Consider the following 23,393-nt stretch of genomic DNA (forward strand, 5'->3'; position numbering starts at 1 on the left):
ATTATTACAGACTTAAACCCAACAATTAAATTAAGAACACAAGGGCTTTTTATTCAAAAAAAGGAAATTTGATTTATTGATAATTCTCAATTACGAAAACAATTAATAATTGAACCTTTTAATTAACACTTGATATCGTTAAATGATCAAAGAAAATTCCTGAACCTTTATTGCAATCAATATATTTTGCACAAAATTAATTTTGATTTATGAACGATTAAAATTCATTTTTCAAATCCCTAGTTCCCTTTTAACATCATTCATCAAGTCTACACCATTTGCAAAAATAACTCCTTGACCTGAGCCCGAATCCAATACATAATTAAGACCTCTTTGTCTGGCCACCTTTTGAATAGCATCATTAGCTTTTTTAATTATTGGTTCTTGCAGCCTAATTTGTGTTTTCCTTAATTCTTCACTGGTCACTTGTTCTTTCTTTCGGATATAAAGTTCTCGTTTCATTATGTTTCTGGCAATTTTATCATTTTCCTCTTTGGATTTAGTAGCAGCTTCTGCTTGGTACTTTTCATTTAAAATTTGAAACTCCCTTTTTTCAGCATCAAGATTTGCCTTGTATAAATTTTCTAGTTGATTTATTTCTGCTTCCGCAGCTTTATACTCTGGCATATCTATTATAAGCTTTTGAACATCAATATGTCCAATATTACTTTGTGCGTGACCATAACTGATAATTCCTAAGAACAAAAAAAGAGTTAATAAGTTTCCTTTTGATTGACTTTTCATAACATACTATTTTATCATTTAAAGAATTAAAATAAGAAGAATAACTTATTAATGAATTATTTGATAGAAAAATAATTAGTTGGAACAAGGCGCCATTAGATATATCTCGAAAGAAACTCAAATTGATAATAACAAAAAAAGCAGCCTGGGCATAATAAATATTTACCCAGGCTGCTTACAAAAGTAATACTAATTATTTTATCAACTATTTCCCTAATTGAATTCTCACAGTAGCCCAGAAAGAAGGGTTTTCCCATGCAGGTGTACCTGGCGACACATCAGCTCCGCCGGCATTACTATTCATTGGATACAGAGCTGTCTCATTTAATATATTTTTGGCATTCGCCATAACAGATATATTGTCTGTAATATTATAAGAAGCTCCCAGATTTAATACGAAACCTGCCGGCGATTGTGTTCCTATTGGGCTATACCAGGCTGAATAATATAGAGCATTAGTAGAAAGCTGCAACTTATCAAGAGGCTTATACATAATGTTTGCTCTAAATACATTTTCAGGATATGCCTTAAAATGGATATTATCTTTTTCAGCATCGTAAGCAAGATACATACTTGCCTGGTCCTCAGCCAACTGCTGTTGTTCATCTGTTACTTTAGCCACTTTAACAAGAGCATGACTTACAGTAGCTGAAAAAGTTTCTGTTTTGTAACTTAACACAGACTCTAAACCATACTGTCCGAAGTCTCCAGGTGTATTTTTAAAGTACCAATAGCCATTCCAGTCTCCCGGTATGTCAGTCCCTATATTTGGCATAGTAAATACATTAGGGTCTGCATAAATAACTCCAACATCAATTACATTAGACACTATACTGTAGAAAGCGGTAACCTCCAGATTCAGTTTCTCATTAATTGAATAATTGGTAGCCAGCTCAAAATTATCCATATGCTCTGGTTTAATTTGAGGAATGTCCTCTTCATTCGGAATGTTTGCTTCTGATACCTTATTAAAGTTTTCGGCAGCCAAGTGACCATCTCTTCTATAGCCTCCTGTGTAGTGTAATCCTACTGCACCACGAAAACCTGATTGATAAGAAAACCTAAATCTTAAGTCATCATTCACTTTGGCTAGCACCCCGGCTCTTGGTGAAATGTTACTTCCCCAAAAAGGATGGTTATCATACCTGAATGCGGCGAAAACATCTATATTATCATTTACAGCATAAAAATCTTCTATAAATAAACTGTAAATATTAATATCCTTATTAAAACCCATTGTAAGCTGGCTGTTAGCCGTTGTTGGGTCAAAAGTCCCCACTACATTTGCGATATAATTATTGTTATATTTATTCGTTTTTCCCATTTCAAAGCGTCTGAACTCAAAACCTACTGCAAGCTTGTTTCCTGCAAATAGTTCATTCATATTCATAATAGCTTTTAAACCGTATCTATCCTCACTGGTACCTCCCATAGTAGTTCCTGAAAGTGAATAAAGTGCAAATTGATCTTCAGCAAACGAACCAGAAACTTTTAGTTTAGTATTTGAATTAAAATCATGAATGTATTCTGTACTGAAAGAAGTCAGAATCTGTTGTACTTGCTCCCTGTCTCTGTAAAAGTTATACAGGTCTCTGGTTTGATCAGCGTGTACAAATTTTAGATTGAAGCCCTTATAGCCTATTTGAGCAATACTGGTAAGATTATTGGCTCTACCGAGTCTGTGCCCCATATCAAAAACAGTTCCTCCTTCAACACCTTGATTACCTTGCTGACTTACCCATCCCTCGTTACGAAGTTCCTGACCTTCATATTGATTTCGCGATAAATGAAAATACCCCTCAAGCTCATCATCTTTGAACATAACATCTGCGGCTCCCTGGAAAAATTTATCGGTTCCGTATGCACCAGTAACACTTACAAGGGCTCCATCCTCGGCAAGATTTTCTTTGGTAACAATATTAATTATTCCCAGAAGGGCTCCTTGTCCTAAGGTTACAGATCCTGGACCTCTGATTACCTCTATCCTTTCAATATATTCATAGTTAGTACTATTTAGAAGCGCCTGAGCCGGCCCCCAGAAGAATTCAGTATTCATTATCTCGCCATTCAACAAAAGCATTACTTTTGAATTATTATCTGGTGCCATTCCCCTGAAACCAGCTATTAAATCATCCTGGTCTTCAACGGCAAAAAAACCTGGAACAAAGTACATAATTGCTTCACTGAGAGTTCTACCTCCACTCATTAAAAGTTCATCCCTCTTAATTGTAGTCACAGACACAGGTTGTTTATGGATGTCTGTGACAACATTTGAACCTACATTTATCTCGATGTTCATCAGCTCTTCAATACTCATTTGAAGAAGATCATCTTGATCAATCTCACTTTCATTCTGCGAATGGGCAATGTTTGCTATCAAAAGCATCAGCCCCACCATAATGGCTTTTGGTAATGTTAATTTGGTCATCTTTACTTATACTATAGTTAAAAAAATTATACAATACAGCTTTAAAAAATTAAATAGTTGATTACGATCAACACTGCATTAAACCTACACTTATCACACAAATCAGAATTGTTATTTTTTAAACTTTAGTCACATATGTAAGAAAAAATAATCTTCGTGAATATTCTTAAAAATCATAGCTTACGACCCGTAAGACCAATAAATTGTTCGTAAATATTTGCAAATCAGAACGATAAACATACTATTATTCCGAGGTAGATATTTTTATTATTTGTGTCAAATCTGAAATCAAATACTATGAATTAGGGAATGCTGATGCTTCAACAATATTGTGTTATTACGCTAGATCTGAGTGAGATACAATTGCTTCACTTTATTAAAGGGCTGAAGTCATGTTATTGCTAGACTACAAATCAAAAAAAAAAAAACTAAAAACGATCGGTCCAGAAAATTCCTGAACCAGTATCCAGCCAAAGCAAAAAATGAACCAAAATCAATCTTGCACCAAACAGGGCAAACATTGAGCTAAACGGGGTAAAATTGAGCTAAACGGGATAAAAATAGTGTTTGATAGATATGTTTGCAATGCAGTATTTTAATGATATGTCCAGCTGCTCGACATTTGCAATATTTAGCTCTAATCACAGGATTTATAATAGGGTTAATATTTTACAAACCTATTAATTCATGGCTATTCGATATGCTCAGATGGGAATCTGGAATAGCATTAACGGCATTACAAATACCAACCTCACACATCCTTGTTACAAACGAGGACGATAAGCAACAATATACCGTCATTCTGAGCCAGCTGGCAAATGAATCTGTTACAAATAAAGACGATAAAATATTTTAATCGCCCTTGTTTAGCGAGGCGCAACGAGGGTGTTGGAGAATTGCGTTTGTAACGCAGCATTTAAGTTTCACAGAATAAAACTTCCACTTGGCATTCTTCAGTTTCACACGAAGAAAGTTATTTCGAACAACATGAGTTTAAATCAAGAAAGTAAAATTCTCGATTATTCAAATATCCAAATGATTATCCTGTAGTGAGAAATCTCATGTTCTGCAAATTCAAGCTAAGGGATATTTCAAAAATATATTTTGCACCTTTTAAAAAACGACTAAGGATTTTAAAGTTCTACAATTATGAGATTTCTCACCATTCAGTTCACTAAAGAAAAAATGATCATATAATTAAACTTTGAACTTCTAAGGTGTCAAAGGAGGTTCGAAATGACTATAGAGCGAAACATAAGGGAAATAACATACTGATTATTCTTTATCAAAAATCGGCATTACAAATGCCAACCTCACAACCTTGTTACAAACGAAGACGATAAGCAACAAAATACCGTCATTCTGAGCCAGCTGGCGAATGAATCTGTTACAAATAAAGACGATAAAATATTTTAATCGCCCTTGTTTAGCTAAGCATAACGAGGGTGTTGGAGAAATGCGTTTGTAACGCAGTACATTTGATAAAAAGGATTTACATTTCTGGCTCCAGATGTACTACCTGAAATTCCGGAATAGCAGGAGTACTTAATAATTCTATTGCTCACAAATTTCTTTCAGTTTAATCAGTGCCTTTGGATAAAGTTGATTCATATAATCTATGAAATCTTCAACAGTATCCAGTTCGATGGTAACGATTGTAGTTGAATTATTTTCTTCAAAAGTATAATTTTCAAAACTGTTTGCCCATTTTTCGATATCCGGTCCTTCAGTAATTTCCGTATCACCTTTTAACATTCCATAATGTTGAATAGAAACAAATTGGTTAGGAATGTTTTCAGCTATCCTGGAAACCATCCCTCCTCTTTCTCCTTTATCATCAACACCAACAAATAAAATTTTATTTCCCTTGTCCCAAGTTCCTTCATAAGTAGATGTCGGATTAAATAATGAAGTCCACTCTTCATATGTTGATTTATCACTTATGCCAAGCATATAATCATAAACCTTGTCTACAGGGGCATTGATACTTTGTGTGAATTGTATCCTTTTCATATCCAAAATAGTATTAGTAATCTTTTTAGTTAGTTATTCTTTCAAATCAGACTATTGCTGTTTTGACAGCTATCAAACTAGTATTATTAGCTTTTATCACGAGAGGTTTCTTTTGTTAATATACTAATTCACACCTGATTAATACTAATTGTTTGTAAATAATCCATTCACCAAAAGAACTACTATAACTCCCATAATTTAAATGGAATTAAGCCCCAATAGACTAACATACATACCCATTGAAATAAAAAGCAAACTACTAAAGCATCTATTTTCCAATACCCTTCTTTCTTGCGGAAAATGTTAACCAATCCAAAAATCAGTCCCAATGGCAGTATTGCAGTACAAATTGTAAGGAGTAAACTCCCCGCTGTTAAATCACCTATACTAATAGGAGACTGCATAAAGAAAAATGGGATAGGAAGAAATAAAAGGAGAACTGAAATGAATGGCACCGATATTCCCTGATCTAAAAAATGACGCTTTGAAAATATACCGGACACACCCTTAGCAATAATTCCTAATAGACCGAATAAACCTAAAATAAGGTTCAACCAAAGTAAGCCCAGGAAAAATGGATTTTCCTTTTCATAAGTTGATAAACCATCAGAATATACTACTTTTCCATCTTGCTCGTAGAAAATATGCGAATGCCTGACCCTGTCTTCTTTTCTAAATAAGTTATTATCATAAGGAAATAATGAATAGCTACTTTGCTGTAAGGAATGAACATTAAGCTTGTTTTTAATTGGATCGTGCTTAACTAGAATGCTATTCGAAATCAGGTCTAAATAAATATATGACTCAAATCTTACTGGAGATAAAATATAATGACCTTCAAATGAATCTATATCGCTTGAGTTTTGTGATTTACTTTTTAATATTTCAGGCTGGTTTACATTTAGATTTTCAGCAAATATCTCATTAAACTTTTGGTAATCAGCACTTTCACTATCTGTATTGAAGCTTATAAAAAATGCTTTATTTTCTTCGGGAAATAGATAGAAAGTCGCCTGATACCCAACAATGTTGCCTGCGTGATAACGGCCGATAACCCCATATCTGTCTCTGTAACTTAACCCAAATTGGTAACCACGATCTAAACCCTGTTGATTGGCCTCAGTGGTATTTGGTTTACCCATCACATTTAAGAATTCCGGTGCAATAAAAGTTTGACCATTTATTTTACCATCACTCAATAAAAACTGAGCAAACAAAGACATATCATAAGCTGTAGTAGAAAATTGACCGGCAGGTCGCAGATACATCGGTATACTATTTTGCGTTGTCCCTCCATCAAAATGGCCCATTGCCAAATCGGGATTATCATTTTGAGAAATGAATTGAAAAGTGCTATTTTTCATTCCAAGAGGGGCAAGTAAATTTCTGTCCAAATATGATTCATATGGTTCCTTGGTTATCTCTTCAATGACCATCCCAAGTAGAGTATATCCCAAATTTGAATAAGAAAAACGACTGCCTGGCTTTGTCCTTATTTTCAGTACATCTTTATCTCTGTTAAAAACATCTATTAACGGAGTATTGCTTTTAGCTTCTACACTAAATATTTGCCAGAATTCTGCATCAGGTAAACCAGAAGTATGATTTAAAAGGTCTTTTACAGTTACGCGATGAGTAGCTTTCCATGGATTATCAAACGAAATGTCGGGTACTATTTTCTCAACAGGAGTTTCTAAACTCAACTTCTTCTGTGTAACTAATCTTAGAACACCTGTGGCAATAAGTGTTTTTGTTATAGATCCAATTTGAATTTTATCGTCTGGACTAAGTTTTACCTGAGTACTTGCATTTTTTAAACCTACAGCCCCTGTAGAAATAACTCCATTGTCAAAAGTAGACCATGAAGCGCCTACTAATTTCTCTTCGTGTAAAGTCTCTTCAATTAACTTATTTAGTTCACTATCAATTTGAGCAACTGATACTTTGGATATAAAAATTAGTAGGGCTAAGGAGTATAAAAACCTCATAATAAAATAAAAAAACAGATTGGTTATGTGTTAATTAAAATTGTAATCTGCTTAATAAAACAAACTACATAGAAACTCTTGTAAGATTTGATTATCTAAACGAGGCCAAAAATAGTAAAACTTAATAAACCCTCAGCCTAATAAGGAAGGAATTGCAAAGTGTAAATTTTATTATTCACAAAGTTCAGGCTATAACTCCGCCGTCACTGACAACTATAAAAACTACTCGCTATTCACTATATTCCATTGGGCATATCGAATTTAAAATTACAGGGATTTGAAATCCCGGTTTATTCCAGATTCCAGATGCGTTGCTCTAACACTTGCCCTGACAAGCTTAGCTTCGTCATGGGTCTTTTTTAAAATATTTTAAGGAATAGCATTAACGGCATTACAAATGCCAACCTCACACAACCTTGTTACAAACGAGGACGATAAGCAACAATATACCGTCATTCTGAGCCAGCTGGCGAATGAATCTGTTACAAATAAAGACGATGAAATATTTTAATCGCCCTTGTTTAGCGAAGCACAACGAGGGTGTTTGAGAACTGCCTTTCTATTGCAGCATATAGGTTTCACAGAATAAAACTTCCACTTGGCATTCTTCAGCTTCACACGAAGAAAGTCATTTCGAACAACATGAGCTTAAATCAAGGAAGTAAAATTCTCGACTATTCAAATATCCATATGATTATCCTGTAGTGAGAAATCTCATGATCTGCAATTTTAAGGTTTTGGATATTTCAAAAATATATTTTGCACTTTTTACAGGTACAAAGAGTTTAAATGTTCTACAATTATGAGATTTCTCACCATTCAGTTCACTAAAGAAAAAATGATCGTATAATTAAACTTTGAACTTCTAAGGATTCAAAGAAGGTTCGAAATGACTATAGAGCGAAACATAAGGGAAATAACATACTGATTATTCTTTATCAAAAATCGGCATTACAAATGCCAACCTCACAACCTTGTTACAAACGAGGACGATAAGCAACAATATACCCTCATTCTGGGCCAGCTGGCGAATGAATCTGTTACAAATAAAGATGATAAAATATTTTAATCACCCTTGTTTAGGAAAGCATAACAAGGGTGTTTGAGAACTGCGTTTGCAATGCAGTATATTTGACAAAAGTAATTTGAAATTCCTATCTACTCCAAATTCCAAATAGGCTGTGTTAACATCTGGAATAGAAAGGCCTCTGTTTGAATAAAAAACAGAAGATGGGTTGAAGCATACGTCGTTAGAAATAAAAGCGCATGATCAATCTTGTTCAAATAGTAACAAAATTAATCTTGCGCCAACTGGACATTATCATTTAATCTTTACTTAATTCCTGTCCACTCAATTTTTACATAACCATTGCCACCATTGCTACCAGCTATTGGGCTAGATGGGACGGAATTACTAACGCTTACCCCTTTTCCGCCACTTCCTCCTTTACCAAATGTAGTTGAGTTCACACCTCCTGCCCCACCTAATCCTGCTTGTCCATTGCCATTTCCATCCAATGATTCACCATTGCCACCAACACTACCACCTTCATAGCCAGTGCCTCCATTACCTCCACTTGCAGTGTTTGGTGCGTTACTAGCTCCGGAATTTCCTTTTGAAGCCATGAAAACAATATTTTGAGATAAAGAAATAGATGAAGCTTCTCCATTACCTCCGGAATTTCCGGTTGATCCTCCAGTCCCACCCTTTCCAACAATAATTGAATAGGTAACGTTACCCTGTAAACTTTCATTGGTATACAATTTAACCTCTCCGGCTCCGCCACCTCCACCTCCGCCAGTGGAAAAATTTCCGGCATTATATTTAACTCCTCCGGCTCCACCTCCACCGGCTCCTATAATCGTAACCGTTGCCTTTATATTTTGGGCATTAATAATAAACTCATGCGACCCGGCTTCTGTAAATTCCAATGTTCCTGAAACTGCTTCAGGCTCATCATCTGAACACCCAATAGAGAGTAAAACAAACAAAAGTAAGTAGATTTTTACTATTTTAATTTTCATAGTCTTTTAACATTAGAAGTTAATAATGATCTGGTTTTGTGTGTTTTTTTTATCTTAGAAACTGCTTGAATTGGCATTCCTTATAAAGGATTGAAATTGCTTATTATTAAAAAGCCTGTTAAAATATTTTTAATGAGTCATAAACTAAAAGTTTTTAAGTCAGACTTTTAATACCAATAGATATGTGAATAAAAATTTAATTATTTGTTTATAAATATAGCAGTCATTTCTATTATTCAAAATAAAAAGAACTTTTTGGGTGGTAAACGGCATTAAAAAATGCCTGCTTCATACTTCCTGGATACATCCGAGGACGATAAGCAACAATATACCGTCATTCTGAGCCAGCTGGCGAATGAATCTGTTACAAATAAAGACAATAAAATATTTTGATCGCCCTTGTTTAGCGAAGCGCAACGAGGGTGTTGAAGATCTGCGTTTGCAGCGCAGCATATAAGTTTCGCCGAATAAAACTTCAACTTGGCATTTTTCAGTTTCACACAAAGAAAGTCATTTCGAACAACATGAGTTTAAATCAAGAAAGTAAAATTCTCGATTATTCAAATATCCATATGATTATCCTGTAGTGAGAAATCTCATGATCTGCAATATTAAGGTTTTGGATATTTCAAAAATATATTTTGCACCTTTTAACAACGACTTAGGATTTTAAAGCTCTACAATTATGAGATTTCTCACCATATACTTCTCACTTGAAAAAATAATCGCATAATTAAACTTTAAAATTTTAAAGATTCAAAGAAGGTTCGAAATGACTATAGAGCGAAACATAAGGGAAATAACATACTGATTATTCTTTATCAAAAATCGGCATTATAAATACCAACCTCACACATCCTCGTTACATCCGAGGACGATAAGCAACAATATACCGTCATTCTGAGCCAGCTGGCGAATGAATCTGTTACAAATAAAGACGATAAAATATTTTGATCGCCCTTGTTTAGCTAAGCATAACGAGGGTGTTGGAGAACTGCGTTTGTAACGCAGCATTTACAACACAAATGTTTTGAAGCACAATTTATTCTTCTCAATCCAAGCTTAAATAAATGTATAACCTTAAAAGTAACAGAAGCAGAAAAATAACAACAACAGTCAACAGAATGCTATATAAATATCTTCTTAATCTCTGCTCAACCTTCTTGTTTAGCAGTCGATTAATTATTACAAAAACGACTATTGCAATAACAAATAGTATAAATAAGAAGATATTCACAACTGCTCCGATATTGCCTGTTAATAGAATTATGCTTTCCAAAATCCTTAATTAATAAGCAAATTATCACCGTTTACTACTTTATTCTTATTCTTGATATAGTCAAGTCGATAATAAACTTCAGTTACAACAGGTTCAGATTTTGAGTTTTTTCCAGGAGTCCATTTATGTGGGTTTTCTGTAAACAATTTATGAGCATATTCATCATACCCCTGCCCTATTCCTCTCGCTATAAATATTTTCTTAAGATCACCTTGTTTATCAACTAAAAACACCAAGGTAACTTTGGTTGTCTCTTTTGTACTATGAGGTGCTGACTTACCAATTTTCTCATTGTTTTTCTTAATCCATTTGGTGAATTCCGGAGTTGGAGCAGGTTTCTCTATTAATTCCTCATCGTTATAGGCATAAACCTTTTCCTCCTGAGAATATGAAGTGAAAGAAAGACCAAGCAAGAATAGTAATACAAAAAGGTTTCTCATGATTAAAAAATACTTTGTAATTGAAAATTATTCATATTGATAAATAAGATGCAAGATAATAGTTGAAAGGATATAAATCTATGCCCTGGAAACAATCCTTATTTCTTTTTAAAAGTCTATAGTTTCCCTGAAGCAAAATGAAAGAAACATGCTAACTGTTCAGCTTCCATAATTTGGACATCATTATTTCAGTCCGGATCTTTCCAATATAAGCTCTTTAAACTCTGAAGGATCAATTTTTGCAACGGTTAATGAAATCATTGTAACCTTCTTTTTATCCTTTGGAATCCCCATTACCATCCTCTGGGCTTTATTGACATTGTCCTTAATTAAAGAATCATCTTTTAAATACAAACCAATAAGGATTGAGTGTTTTATATAAAATATATCGCATCCTGTAATATCAGAAAATGGTATCTTTCTAAAAAATGACTCATTATGAGGAATTATATGCTTATTGGTTATTTCAAACTCTGGTTTTCCGGATAATAATTCCCTGATCGATTCAATTAAAAAAAATAGTGAAACTAATAATATCACCAAAAGGATCATTAAATAACAAAATTCAATACCTGAAATATCATGCTTATAAATTAGCAACTGTATGATAAAATATAAAAACATGGGTATCTTGATTATACCATATAATATAAATAGAATACTTTTAATCTTTTTCTTCTCTATTCTGATAGTATCTGATGTCATCTCAATGAAATCGTATTAAAAAATTCTATGTAATTATAAAAACATTTTATCGTTTCGAAGTCCATGTTTTTGATATAAAGTCTTAAGTTAGGTTGAAAACAGCAATGATTCATCAAATGTTATGCTAATAAGCAACTCATGCCATTAGCACTAATTAAATCTCCTTCAATACTTTTTTATTTGCTTCAATAATCAATTCTTCTAGACCTTCTGTTTTAGGATCAAGTTCATTCGCCTTGTTAAAATTTTCTATTGCCAACTCTAGTTGATCATTCTCAAGATGATAAATACCTAAATTTTTGTATGCATATGAGTTCTTATCATCAAGCTCAATAGATTTATAAATATCTATTAAACCATCCTCTTTATTTCCAATTTTGATTTTGGCTAACCCTCTGTTGTTATAGGAAAAAGCAAATGCCGGGTTTATTTCTATTGCTTTATTAGCATCTTCAATTGCTTCTTTGTATTTCCCGATAATTGTAAATGTGTAGGCTTTGTTGTTTAAAGAAACAAAGCAGTTTGGATTCAATTTTAAGGACTTATCATAATATTCTAATGCCTTCTCATATTTCTCTAAATGAGCATGTGCCAAAGCATAATTGATATACTGATCAGCAGTCCATTTTTTGTTGCTTTTATGTTTTTTACTCTTATCCATTAAATCAATTGCTTCCTGGTCTCTACCCAGTTTAATCAGGAAAGCACTTCCAATTGAGGCTAAGTGTTTATTTGTCTCTGGATTTTCTAACGAACTAAAGAATTTCAACCCCTCTTCAAATTCATTTGATTGATATAATTGAGATAGTGTAAGAATTTCATTATAAACATCTTTAAACTCCCGATAATACTTTAATGTCTGACCATCGTTAAATGTGATACCACCATCATCTAGAATAATTGGATTTGGCTCAGGAATAATGTTCCTTAAAAAATCAATTGAGGCTGATACCAATAAAACCATCGTACCCAAAAACATAACATCTTGAATATCGGAATAAATCAAAAACAGAAGAGCAGTTATAGCTATAATCAACGAAGCTACTGGTCCGCATAGAGTAAACAGGTAAAGTCTAACCAATGATTTTTCGGGTGTACCAGCAATGCACAATCCACCTCTCCAATAATGAAGTTTATATTTGAAAGATATTTTAAGTCGCCCAAGATTTAAATTAAGATCACTATCGGATTTTCCATATGAACCTATATAAACATGTATTGGACCTTTAAAAACCAGAAGCCCGGCGATAGCATGACCCATTTCATGAACAATAGTAGTTACTGCTCCTGCTATAATGACTAACACATAAATTAATGCTAAATCTAATAAAAACTCCATATTGATAAATGGTGGATAAAAAAGTCACAAGTGAAGTATCTACCCTGTTCTATTGTTGGTTAAAAAATTTGCTCAGTTCAAAAATAGTAGTCAAAACCAAAAATCAAAACATTAAATAATTATTGTTTGAAGTTATGATGAAGCTAAACTCCGAAATGTAGAATTGTAGTTTCTTAGGCTTGAGAAATCACTTCTTCGCGAGTCAATCCTTCTTCATTTTTACCACATAAGCCGCAAAACTCTACTTCATTATACTCATTACCACAATGAATACAACCACGGGCATCTAAACGACCTGAATTCAAGGCAATGAAAACTGCAATAAAAGGAGTCAATATCAACGCAAATATCAAGGTTTTCAAAAAACCAATTCTTCTATTATTTCCTATAACTGCAACTAATAATGCTAAAGCTATATATACTAAAATTCCTGCCATCTCTCTCTTTATTGTTAACAAATTCGTGGCTACTTACCCTCCGAATCTGGAGATAAAAAAATAAATAAACCACAAATATAGACTACCCCAAGATAAACTCCATTTTTCAAAAAAAAACTAATAACGATCGGTCCAAGCAAATGCTTGAACCAGTATCCAGCCTATATTAAAAAAAGCATAAGATCAATTTTGCGCTAGTTGGGGCCAGATGAGGGTCATTCAATGACCTTAAAACCTATAGTCTCATCAATTTGATCAAATAAAGAGTCCTGAACAAAATAATGTGCATTCAAAATTACATGATGGTGCCCCTTTTCCAATAAAGTGTGTTTTATTTTAACAATTCCATTCCGTGTTTCAGTAAAATCATTATCATAAATTATTTCACCAGATGAATTTTCAATTTTTGTATTTAATTTAAAACTCTTGTCAGGTGGATTTGGAATATATAAACTTAGATTAAGCTCTTCGCCAACCTCATAACTTAGATTCTTTTTACCAAAATTGAATAGCATTATTTTCTCTCCATTTTCATTGACAATATTTCCATTAATGTCATAATTGACTGAGAAAACTAATTCTCCGTTAGGGATATAAAAGCCATAATCCTTTACCGAACCATTTTCATAGTATGAAATACATTCCCCTATAAAATTATCTTCCAAATAAAGAAAAGTCCCTTTAGGATTCCCGTTTTCATAATAAGAATTATATAGACTGTCTAATTTCCCATTACGATACTTGCCCTTCTCCCTTAAATTTCCATTCTCATAATAAGTTTCAAAACCACCATCTTTATTACCCTTATTAAATTCATGAATACCTTTTAGATTTCCATTTCTATAAAAATCCTTAACAAATCCATGTTTGACTTTAGTTTCACTAGAATCTAAATAGGATATTATAGCTGCAGTATCACCATTCTCAAATAATCTTGCTTCTAGCTTTATGGTATCCTCTTTATAGAGCAATAAATCATTTTGCCTATTATCAATTGTTTTAAAACAACCAGATAATACAACTAATAATAATGTTAAGCTCAAAATAATTTTATATTGAATCTTTATTTTCTCCTTCATAAAATAGTTTCTGTTAGCTCAAATTTCGATTTAGATATACGCAGTGTGTTCCGAAGGACAACTTCGATATTATTTATAACCTAAAAATGCAAAAAAGTCCCATTTTGATCGATATCCCAATATTAATAAAAATGCTTATTCAAATGCCCGGGATACAATACCTTCTTTTCATTAAAAGCCTAAAGCTAAAACCCATTCAAAAAAAGAACTAATAAAGATCGGTCCAAGCAAATGCTTGAACCAGTATCCAGCCAATATTAAAAAAGCACAAGATCAATCTTGCGCTAGTTGGGCTTAACTCCAAAAAGTGAGGACTCATTAAATATTACATAAAAATTCTTATTCTACCATCCAATTCTATTAATGCACTTTCTTGAGGATCCAGAAATTCAATTTCATCTCCGACATGAATTCTTCCACAATATTTAACTTGTTCTTTCCGCTTGATAAAATCATATTCTTCCGCTTGATAAAGTATTATCTTATTATCCAGATCTATTACCGTAAGAGTGGTTATATCTTGAAATATTAGAATACTTTTACCTTCAAATTTATCTATGAAAATATTAATTTCCCTACAGCCTCCAGTGTTCATAGGAAAATGAAATGTATCATTACCAATTTTCACTTTTCTTTCTCCTTCAGCTAAAAATGGATGAGTCCAGCAATTATAAAACTCAAATTTAAGTCCCTCTTTTATTGTTATTTCTTTTGATGACCAATCCTTACAAGAAACAAGCAATAAAACCACCACAGCAAATAATATGGATTTATGTTTCATATTGTTTTAAAAGATAAAATTCCAACTTTTCATTAAAAGTATGAAGTTACACTAAAGCTAAACTTTAGACAGCTAGAGAATGAAAATCAATTATCCTGAAAATCATTAAATCTTGAAAATCCTGATTCTGACAAAAAAGTACAAGATCAATCTTTCGCTAGTTGGGTAGCTATTTTCTTAGAATTTCAAACAATTCTAATTCTTTAATTGATAATTGTGTTTTCCCTTGTCTAGCTTTTCCTTTTATTCTAACCGCCCACTCATGTTTATGAGCTTCTATTGCTTCAATATATTCTTCACTATCTAAAATTACTTTAATAGTTTCCTGCGTATTTGCTATTTCTGCCACAATTAAAACTTCATTATTCGATGAATGAAGTGGTGATGTAGAAGATAACCTTTTTATAAAACCAGTCGCTTCTAATGAGACTAATTCTAATAATAGATTTTTAATTTCTCTTAGATATCGATTAAAGTAAGGAATTCGGCTTTGCACCTTAGTTGTTTGTACCTTCCTAAATTGTTTGACAGAAGAAAGCTGTAATTCAATATTATTAATTTGGGGTTTACTATATAAATCTTTAATCGAATGAAATAATTCATAGTTAAGAAATTCTGATATATCTTGAATGTAATTTTCATTTATTTCTATTTGGGTTTTAGTATTAAAAATCTCATCTTCAATAAATTCAAAAACATCAAACAACTTCGTATTTATACCATTTGCATCTAAAACAGATACTGTAGAATATATTTCACCATTTGGAATAGATAATTTTGTAACATAACTCCCTTTTTCTGTTTGTAATGCTCTACAGCGATTAAGATAACTATCAACTTCAAACTTTGCAGCTCCAAAAATTGGTTGTTTTGTTATCTCAAATGTTACAGCTTGTGATAATACTTTCTTAAAACCCTCTAATGATTCTAAATGCTTTTGGAAAGGAATAGTTCCATCCAATGTTTCTGCATCAAAAATTCTATATTTTAAAATTGAGTCATCTTTTGAGAATAAAATGCTTAAATCATCTGATTTTGTATCAAAGAAAAGTATGCTAGATAACTCTTTTATGAGATTATTTATATAGTAATCGAAACCGCTTTTTCCTTTGGAATATTTCGGAATTTCAATTTCAAAATCAACTGGCAAGTTTAATAGTTCAGGTGGAGAAAAATAATTAAACAGGCTTCCTTCTCTAATAAATTCCCAGCCTCTAGAACTAAGGAACTCTATAATTAATTGTTCTTTATACCTACTCATTAGTCTAGTGCTGCAAATTGATTATTATAAAAATCTAATCCTATTCTATTAACTTTAGGAATGTCAATTGTAACTGTGTTTTCATTTGTTGAATGAATCTGACCAGTAGGTATTTGATACCAAAATGCACATTTACGAATTAGCAATTCTTTCGGCGTTAAATGAATCCACTCGTCTTTATTTTCTGGCATCACAAAAACAGCTAAAATAAGAGGAATAAATGCCCCTTTTTCATTTGCTCTATCTATTAAATCATTATAATTCTTTACTTCAAGTTTATACTTAATATTATCTCTTGAAGGGTCATTAAGATAATTTACATACCTTTCTGAAACAGCTTTAACTTGTATATCTATCGCTTTTCCTGTCGTTAAATAGCGCCTTCTGTTTTGACACAACTTGGCTTTTCTTATAGACAGGTCTGTACCATAATCTCTATGAATTGAATTAAAGAACCCGCTTCTATTGGCAATTACTTCTAAGTAACCTTTAGAAAGCTCTTCCATTATATCTGTTTCAGTCATATATTTTTCTCTTATAGGATTATGGTTTCAATTACCATCAACGAAGGATAAACACAACTCTATTGCTCTTATAACTTATATATGATGATGTTTTGGCTATTAATAAATCCATTAAAACTCTATGAAAATCTGATTTTAGCTCTAAATTCAAATATTCCTGTTTTTATATACTTAATTAAATGCTGAAAGTAACCTTTCAATTCCAAAAATCCAAAACTAAATCCACAACCAACTGGTAATCATTCGCAAAAAGTAAAGTATTATTCCCTACTATTATTTTTATTATAATTGACCTGTCCTCTTTATACTTTCCACTCCCCTTTTATCGTTGTTTTATTAAATTATTATCATCAACTTTACCATTTTTAAGTCAACATGAAGCCAGCTTTTTATTCATCCAATTTAATCATTCCTTTTATCGTAATATTCTTGTTTAAATACGACTCAAAATATTATTTCAATCAATCTATTTTAGATGATAACTCACTTGTTAAAACTATTAATATCAACGCATCATTTTTAATCTCGAAAAATTGAAAAGTAAACTGAATTATAAACTTGTTATCCTGATTGTTGTTTTGCTCTTAACTTCATTTGGAGTATTCAAATCTCTCAAATCAAGAACTATTGCTATTCAACCCTATGGCAATTTCCCTGACCATTTAAGTAAGGAGGTTTCATCTGTTATTTCACACCAACTAAATATCCCCACTGTGATTTTACCTGCCAAACCCGTTCCTCCTACATCGTTTATTAACATTAAAGGACCAAGATATCGTGCTGATAGTATTCTGAATATTCAGCTTGGAAGTATTCCTGATTCCATAGATTTCATTTTAGGTGTAACAAACAGGGATATTTCATTTACCAAACGTGATACTCATGGAAATATCAAAAAACCTGAATCAAAATATAAGGACTGGGGCATATTCGGGTTGGCACACCGTCCCGGAAGATCTGCAATTGTCTCTGACTACCGTACAAAAACAATTAGCCAGTCAAAATCTTTAGAGAGACTAAAAAAAATAAGTATCCACGAGGTTGGCCATAATCTTGGACTGAAACATTGTAAATCTGGTCTGGTATGTGTCATGCAGGATGCAGCCGAATCAATAAAAACGATAGATAATGTTAGCCTAGATCTATGCAGTTCGTGTCAAAATAAGCTGAAAATCATGGAAATGTTTAATTTCAGCTTTTAAAGCCTCCATCAACACTGATAATCAATGCTTTATCATATTTGAAAATCAAAATAATTATTCATATTTTGATCTGACTACACCACTCTTTCAAAAATGGATAACTCAAATAAACAAAATGAATCCACCGTCATCTCCACTAATAAACGGTTCTATCAAAATTCGTTTATCTTTCTCTCTTTTGCTTTAGTCGCTGTGATAATCGGCTTTTCACGATCTGTACTTTCGCAGTTCTCTTCCTTTACTTTTGTGTACCACCTCCACGGTGCCAGTACCACGACATGGATGGTCCTGCTCATCATCCAGCCGCTACTATACAAACTCAACAACCTTAAACTGCACCGGATCATCGGATGGTCAACACTTGTACTGGTACCGATCATCCTTATCGCCGGACTCATCATGATGAAGAATATGATCATCGGACAGGCGAATTATCCACCCAATACGGTCTATAAGCTGGCTTTTATCGATATCACCACGCTGGTCGCCTTTCTATCCTTTTACTACCTGGCGCTGATCAACCGTAAAAACATCAAGCTCCATGCCCGATACATGGTCTGCACCATCTTTGCACCACTAATTCCCGCTCTCACACGGGTGTTTTTTGTGTTCAATCTGGCTGATGGATTCAACCCTGCCCTCACCTATTCGTACCTGATCATAGAAGTGACAATTTTGATCCTGATCTTTTCTGAAAGGAAGGCCAAAGAGATAAAAGTGACTTACATGCCGGCACTGATATTCATGGTTGCCCAGCACCTTTTAATGTATAGTTCCAACGACTGGGGATGGTGGCAAAGTATCATGTACTGGTATGCCGGGGCATAAAAAAACCGGTAAATGCTTTACCGGTCTTCAACAAATCAAAATCAAATTAAAAACTTAATATTGCAGCGCCTTCTTTTACTGAATCGTGGATAAACCCTGATCCAATGATGATCACGTCATCGAGCAGGTCTGATGCCTCATAGCCGCGAACTTTAGCACACGGAGGACAAACCACGATCTTGCTGCCATTGGCAATGACATTTTTGATCATATCGATCATTAGCGGATCCAGCGGATTCAGATGAACCTTATCTGCGGCTCCTTTTCTTACCCAGTCAACGCCTGAACTGACAAGAAAGACAGATACATCGAGTCCGGAGTTTATTCCCCCGTTGGCAATACTCCATGCTACTGAAGAACGCTCGTCATCTAATCCCTGACTTATTACTACTACTAGTTTTCCTGGTGTGGTTTCCATGATTATAATTATTTGTGGTTATCTATTAATATTTAGTGTATGCGTGAATGGAGATGGCATGTTCGCGAAATGGATTTCCAACGGCATGCATAGCTATACTGTCATCGATATAAGCAATGGCGCCTGATCGATAGGTACTACGGGCCAGTAACTCAGGAGAATCGTCTGAAGTATATCGCAATTCCTCAAGGCTTCCATAAATTACTTTGAATACACAGCCGCCTTTAGGGTGTCCGTGGATTGAACTGATCTTACCGGGTGCCCAGTGAATCAACACGACTTTCATCAGCTCGTTTTCGATCAGCACATGTGAGTCTTCTTCGTTACTGATCATATTATTGATGCTTCTGACATCGAGGTAATTCAATGTTTTCAATGTAGGCACAAATCGCAATGCGGAATGGGTATCCTGACCAAGATCCAGTGAATTAAACAGTTCAGTACAGAAGTCTGAAAGTTCAGGTATCAGGCCCAACGCCATTTTCACACGGGCATCAGGAGTCATTTCGAAGTTTACATCAGACTGGGTATCAGTATCAAACTGGTTACGGTGTCTGTTTATACGATCATAATTTACATTTATAGATTTGAAGTGATATTTATGATCAGCAGATTGGTGGTTGGCTTGTGTTTTCATGATTGTTCCTTTTTCGTATTACAAAGGAGCAAACATTTACACTTTTAAACTTTGCTGAAAAGTTCGAAGAGTTGTCTTAAAAGTTCAATCTTTAAAAATCAGGCCTCAACCAGTGATTTTTTATATTCTGAAGGCGAATATCCGGTCATATTTTTGAAGGTTCTGCTGAAATGGGAAAGGTCTTCAAAGCCGGATTCAAAGGCTATCTGTGTGACATTCATCGTTGAGCCGGCAATCATATTAGCAGCATGCTTCAATCTTCTTTGGAGTATCCACTTACCGGGAGACTCATTAAATATCTTACTAAACTCCCGCTTGAAAGTAGAAAGGCTACAGTGACAGAGTTCGGCATAATCTTCCAGCTTGAGGTTAAAACAGAAGTTCTTTTCCATAATCTCTTTTATGGATGGACGGTCCTGATTGGCCAGGCAGTTGAAATAGGTGGTCAATTGCGAATCGGTATCCATCAGGTTGATCAGCAGCTCTTTCAGTTTCAAAACCATAATATGATCCGGAGGACGGTTTTCTCCCCTGAAATAGGTCAGCATCGAATGAAAGTATCCATCAAGGTAATCTGAGGATGGCACTTGCTTTCCGGTAAAGTCAACGGCTTCGTCCAGACAATTGAGCTGCATATTAGTCCGCGCTTCTTTATAGGTTTCGCAGATCAGGTCATCAGAAAGGAAGAACCCCAGCATACAATATTCATCATCAAAATATTGATTAATCACCTCGGCACCTTTTTTCAGATAAAGGGCTTCACCCTGGTTGATCGTCCATTCTCCATCAAGAGTCTTATATGTTTTCTTGCCGCTAAGCACATAAACTACAACATCATTTTTAGAAAAGATACCAATCTGGTCAGCATCAATCGGGCAGGTATATTCCAGGCAAACAGTGTCTTTATATTGAAACCTGTTGAAGTTGAGGTTATCTCTGACTATCTGATAGAAATTAAGCATGGTTTGACTCTTTAGCCTAATTTAATTATTTCCATATCAAATATGAATATTTAACACATTTATTAGGTAAAAGATGTATTTTTAATTATCAAAAAATCAACAAATGGAATTAGAACAGCTGAAATATCCTATCGGGAAATACTCAAAACCTGAATCAATCACTTCGTCTATTCTCAATAGCTGGATAGATGACATTGAATCATTTCCTGATCAGCTTCATAACCTGGTGGAAGACCTCACGGAAGAACAGTTAAACTGGAGATACAGACCCGGAGGCTGGACAATCAAGCAGGTTGTTCACCATTGCGCAGATAGTCATATCAATAGTATAATCAGATTTAAACTGGCGCTAACGGAAGACTCTCCGATAATAAGGCCTTACTTTGAAGACCTCTGGGCTGAAACTGCCGATGCCACCAGTGATAATATTTATTATTCATTAAAGATCCTGGATGGATTGCACAAGAAATGGGTGGTATTACTACGAAGTCTTTCCGAAGAGCAAATGGAAAGAGTTTACTTCCACCCTGAACACAACAAGCACTTTACAATCCGTGAAACTGTTGGCACATATTCATGGCATAGCAGGCACCATCTTGCACATATTCAACAAGCCATTGACCATAACGGAGAGTACGGTAATGTAATTTAACTTCAATCCCACACACGATGAAATACAGAGTAGAAAGAACCATTAACAAACCCATTGACGAGGTAGTATCAAAATTTAACAATGCTGATAATCTGAAGAAATGGATGGACGGCCTCCAAACCTATGAACACATCAGTGGTACACCCGGAGAAACCGGTGCGAAGGCAAAAATGTCTTTCAAAATGAAAAATCGTGAAATGGAAATGATCGAAACTATTATTAAAAATGATCTACCCTCAGTATTTTCGGCCTCGTATGAAGCAAATGGTGTTATGAACATCAACCATAATGGTTTTAAAAAGATCGATGACAACACTACTCTGTATTTTTCAGAACAGGAATTCCAGCTTAAGGGATTCATGAAGTTAATGGGGTGGTTTATGCCTGGCGCTTTCAAGAAACAAACTGCCGTTTATATGGACAGTTTTAAAAATTTTGTTGAATCTACTGACCCTGTAATATGAGCAATATGCTACCTCAAGAATATATAAACCTTCTGAATGAGATTGGTAATAATCAAAAATCCGTTTTTTATAGAATTGAGGACTGGAATTTCTGGCCACAAACAATAGCGGTTGATCAATCTAATAAGCTGATCAATGAAGACTTGCTAAATGAAAATGAGTTTGCCATCGCTGATAATTCCGATGGTCAGTATTTGTTTTATAAACTAGACCAGTCTGCTCCTCACCACATCTACTTGGCTGATGAAAGCTTCGGGAAGCCTTTCTTCGCTTATTCACTCGATGACATTCTCCATTATGACAAAACCGAAGAACTTATCGAAGCCACTACTACTGAAAATTATCAATCCATAGATATCAGTCCGATAAAAGATTACCCGGGATGTGTTTACTGGTATGCATTTAGTTTGATGACTTCACCTTATGATGAGGACTATTCCGAAGAGATCAATGAATACGCAGCAACATTATTAAGACAGGCTGCTGAGGCTGGTCATCCGGAGGCAGCGGCAGAACTGGCAGATTACTATTCATTCCAGGATGATATGGATATCGAGGAAGTGATCAAATGGAGGAAGAAATCTGTGGAGCTGGGCGATGAAGACGAAAAGTATGAACTGGCAGACTTCATTATTGACTATAAACCATCAGACCACCAGTTAGCTGTCAAAATGCTGGAGGAACTAACCGAGTTCGACCGCTTTGCTGACAGGGCATATTTGAAACTATCGAAGCTATACATCAACGATGAATATGGTATTGAAGACCATGATAAGGCTATTGAATATGTAAACAAGGCTGTTTCTCTTGGTAATTTTGTAGCCAAGGCTGACCTGGCATTTTACTATTTCAATGGACTTGGGGTAGAGATGGACAAGGAAAAGGCGCTTAAGTTACTTATTGAAGCCAATGATGAAGCCAGAAAGAAAATGGGCGAAGAACCTTGGAATGAAGTCATTGAGCAGATCAAGTCGGAGATTTAAATAGCATTACAAATGCCTACCTCACACATCCTCGTTGCAAACGAGGACGATAGACTGACGTTAACTTTAATCGCACTTGTTTAGCCAAGCATAACGAGGGTGTTGGAGAACTGCGTTTGTAACGCAGCATTAAGAAGCATTAAAAATGCTGACCTCACTCATCCTTGTTACAAACGAGGACGATAGACTCATGTCAACTTTAAT

At 34.3% G+C, this 23,393-nt stretch carries 21 protein-coding genes; 5 read left to right on the top strand and 16 right to left on the bottom strand.

Annotated features, from left to right (window positions below; all coding sequences use genetic code 11):
* Positions 1-231: 231 nt before the first annotated feature.
* The 13 genes from HH304_RS05865 to HH304_RS05925 form a co-directional block, all read right to left on the bottom strand.
* A complete protein-coding gene (locus HH304_RS05865; protein WP_169678923.1) occupies positions 232-744 on the bottom strand; it encodes an OmpH family outer membrane protein in 513 nt (170 codons plus the stop codon).
* 205 nt (positions 745-949) lie between these two features.
* On the bottom strand, positions 950-3,172 hold the full coding sequence (locus HH304_RS05870; protein ID WP_169678925.1) for a TonB-dependent receptor plug domain-containing protein: 2,223 nt from the start codon (positions 3,170-3,172) through the stop codon (positions 950-952).
* A gap of 1,554 nt (positions 3,173-4,726) precedes the next feature.
* On the bottom strand, positions 4,727-5,185 hold the full coding sequence (locus HH304_RS05875) for an SRPBCC family protein (RefSeq protein WP_169678927.1): 459 nt from the start codon (positions 5,183-5,185) through the stop codon (positions 4,727-4,729).
* Positions 5,186-5,367: 182 nt separating this feature from the next.
* The gene (locus tag HH304_RS05880; RefSeq protein ID WP_169678929.1) at positions 5,368-7,173 is read right to left on the bottom strand and encodes a serine hydrolase domain-containing protein; all 1,806 of its coding nucleotides are present in this window, start codon (positions 7,171-7,173) and stop codon (positions 5,368-5,370) included.
* Positions 7,174-8,505: 1,332 nt separating this feature from the next.
* Complete coding sequence (locus HH304_RS05885) at positions 8,506-9,198, bottom strand: glycine-rich domain-containing protein (protein WP_169678931.1); 693 nt, start codon at positions 9,196-9,198, stop codon at positions 8,506-8,508.
* A gap of 1,284 nt (positions 9,199-10,482) precedes the next feature.
* Positions 10,483-10,917, bottom strand: coding sequence for a hypothetical protein (locus HH304_RS05890; RefSeq protein WP_169678933.1), 435 nt, complete (start codon positions 10,915-10,917; stop codon positions 10,483-10,485).
* Positions 10,918-11,100: 183 nt separating this feature from the next.
* On the bottom strand, positions 11,101-11,457 hold the full coding sequence (locus tag HH304_RS05895; protein ID WP_169678935.1) for a hypothetical protein: 357 nt from the start codon (positions 11,455-11,457) through the stop codon (positions 11,101-11,103).
* Between the two features lie 319 nt (positions 11,458-11,776).
* Entirely contained in the window at positions 11,777-12,961 is a 1,185-nt protein-coding gene (locus tag HH304_RS05900) for a tetratricopeptide repeat protein (RefSeq protein WP_169678937.1), read from the bottom strand.
* Positions 12,962-13,134: 173 nt separating this feature from the next.
* Positions 13,135-13,398, bottom strand: a complete 264-nt coding sequence (locus HH304_RS05905) for a hypothetical protein (RefSeq protein ID WP_169678939.1) — start codon at positions 13,396-13,398, stop codon at positions 13,135-13,137.
* Positions 13,399-13,613: 215 nt separating this feature from the next.
* A complete protein-coding gene (locus HH304_RS05910; RefSeq protein ID WP_169678941.1) occupies positions 13,614-14,477 on the bottom strand; it encodes a toxin-antitoxin system YwqK family antitoxin in 864 nt (287 codons plus the stop codon).
* Between the two features lie 325 nt (positions 14,478-14,802).
* Complete coding sequence (locus HH304_RS05915) at positions 14,803-15,258, bottom strand: hypothetical protein (protein ID WP_169678943.1); 456 nt, start codon at positions 15,256-15,258, stop codon at positions 14,803-14,805.
* A gap of 169 nt (positions 15,259-15,427) precedes the next feature.
* On the bottom strand, positions 15,428-16,519 hold the full coding sequence (locus tag HH304_RS05920; protein WP_169678945.1) for a hypothetical protein: 1,092 nt from the start codon (positions 16,517-16,519) through the stop codon (positions 15,428-15,430).
* Entirely contained in the window at positions 16,519-17,043 is a 525-nt protein-coding gene (locus HH304_RS05925) for a DUF4365 domain-containing protein (RefSeq protein WP_169678947.1), read from the bottom strand. Before HH304_RS05925 ends, HH304_RS05920 begins: the two co-directional genes overlap by 1 nt.
* A 533-nt stretch (positions 17,044-17,576) precedes the next feature.
* Between HH304_RS05925 and HH304_RS05930 the strand changes: the two genes are divergently transcribed.
* The gene (locus tag HH304_RS05930) at positions 17,577-18,245 is read left to right on the top strand and encodes an archaemetzincin (RefSeq protein WP_169678949.1); all 669 of its coding nucleotides are present in this window, start codon (positions 17,577-17,579) and stop codon (positions 18,243-18,245) included.
* Between the two features lie 93 nt (positions 18,246-18,338).
* Positions 18,339-19,073: a hypothetical protein gene (locus HH304_RS05935; RefSeq protein ID WP_169678951.1), complete on the top strand. Its 735-nt coding sequence runs from the start codon at positions 18,339-18,341 to the stop codon at positions 19,071-19,073.
* Between the two features lie 46 nt (positions 19,074-19,119).
* On the opposite strand, the gene HH304_RS05940 is transcribed toward HH304_RS05935, so the two are convergent.
* From HH304_RS05940 to HH304_RS05950, 3 genes are all read right to left on the bottom strand, one after another.
* The gene (locus tag HH304_RS05940) at positions 19,120-19,491 is read right to left on the bottom strand and encodes a DsrE family protein (protein ID WP_169678953.1); all 372 of its coding nucleotides are present in this window, start codon (positions 19,489-19,491) and stop codon (positions 19,120-19,122) included.
* A 25-nt stretch (positions 19,492-19,516) separates the two neighbouring features.
* The gene (locus HH304_RS05945) at positions 19,517-20,128 is read right to left on the bottom strand and encodes a cysteine dioxygenase (RefSeq protein WP_169678954.1); all 612 of its coding nucleotides are present in this window, start codon (positions 20,126-20,128) and stop codon (positions 19,517-19,519) included.
* A gap of 98 nt (positions 20,129-20,226) precedes the next feature.
* Positions 20,227-21,090 carry a helix-turn-helix domain-containing protein gene (locus tag HH304_RS05950; protein ID WP_169678956.1) on the bottom strand — a complete coding sequence of 288 codons (864 nt, stop codon included), beginning with the start codon at positions 21,088-21,090 and terminating at the stop codon, positions 20,227-20,229.
* Positions 21,091-21,193: 103 nt separating this feature from the next.
* Here HH304_RS05950 and HH304_RS05955 point away from each other — a divergent pair, with 103 nt between their 5' ends.
* The 3 genes from HH304_RS05955 to HH304_RS05965 are packed head-to-tail and all read left to right on the top strand — an operon-like array spanning position 21,194 to position 23,189.
* The gene (locus HH304_RS05955) at positions 21,194-21,742 is read left to right on the top strand and encodes a YfiT family bacillithiol transferase (RefSeq protein ID WP_169678958.1); all 549 of its coding nucleotides are present in this window, start codon (positions 21,194-21,196) and stop codon (positions 21,740-21,742) included.
* 17 nt (positions 21,743-21,759) lie between these two features.
* The gene (locus HH304_RS05960) at positions 21,760-22,206 is read left to right on the top strand and encodes an SRPBCC family protein (RefSeq protein WP_169678960.1); all 447 of its coding nucleotides are present in this window, start codon (positions 21,760-21,762) and stop codon (positions 22,204-22,206) included.
* Positions 22,203-23,189: a tetratricopeptide repeat protein gene (locus tag HH304_RS05965; RefSeq protein ID WP_169678962.1), complete on the top strand. Its 987-nt coding sequence runs from the start codon at positions 22,203-22,205 to the stop codon at positions 23,187-23,189. The genes HH304_RS05960 and HH304_RS05965 overlap by 4 nt, the downstream gene beginning before the upstream one ends.
* Positions 23,190-23,393: the final 204 nt, after the last annotated feature.

The organism is Marinigracilibium pacificum (assembly GCF_012926615.1).
Lineage (GTDB): Bacteria > Bacteroidota > Bacteroidia > Cytophagales > Cyclobacteriaceae > Mangrovivirga > Mangrovivirga pacifica.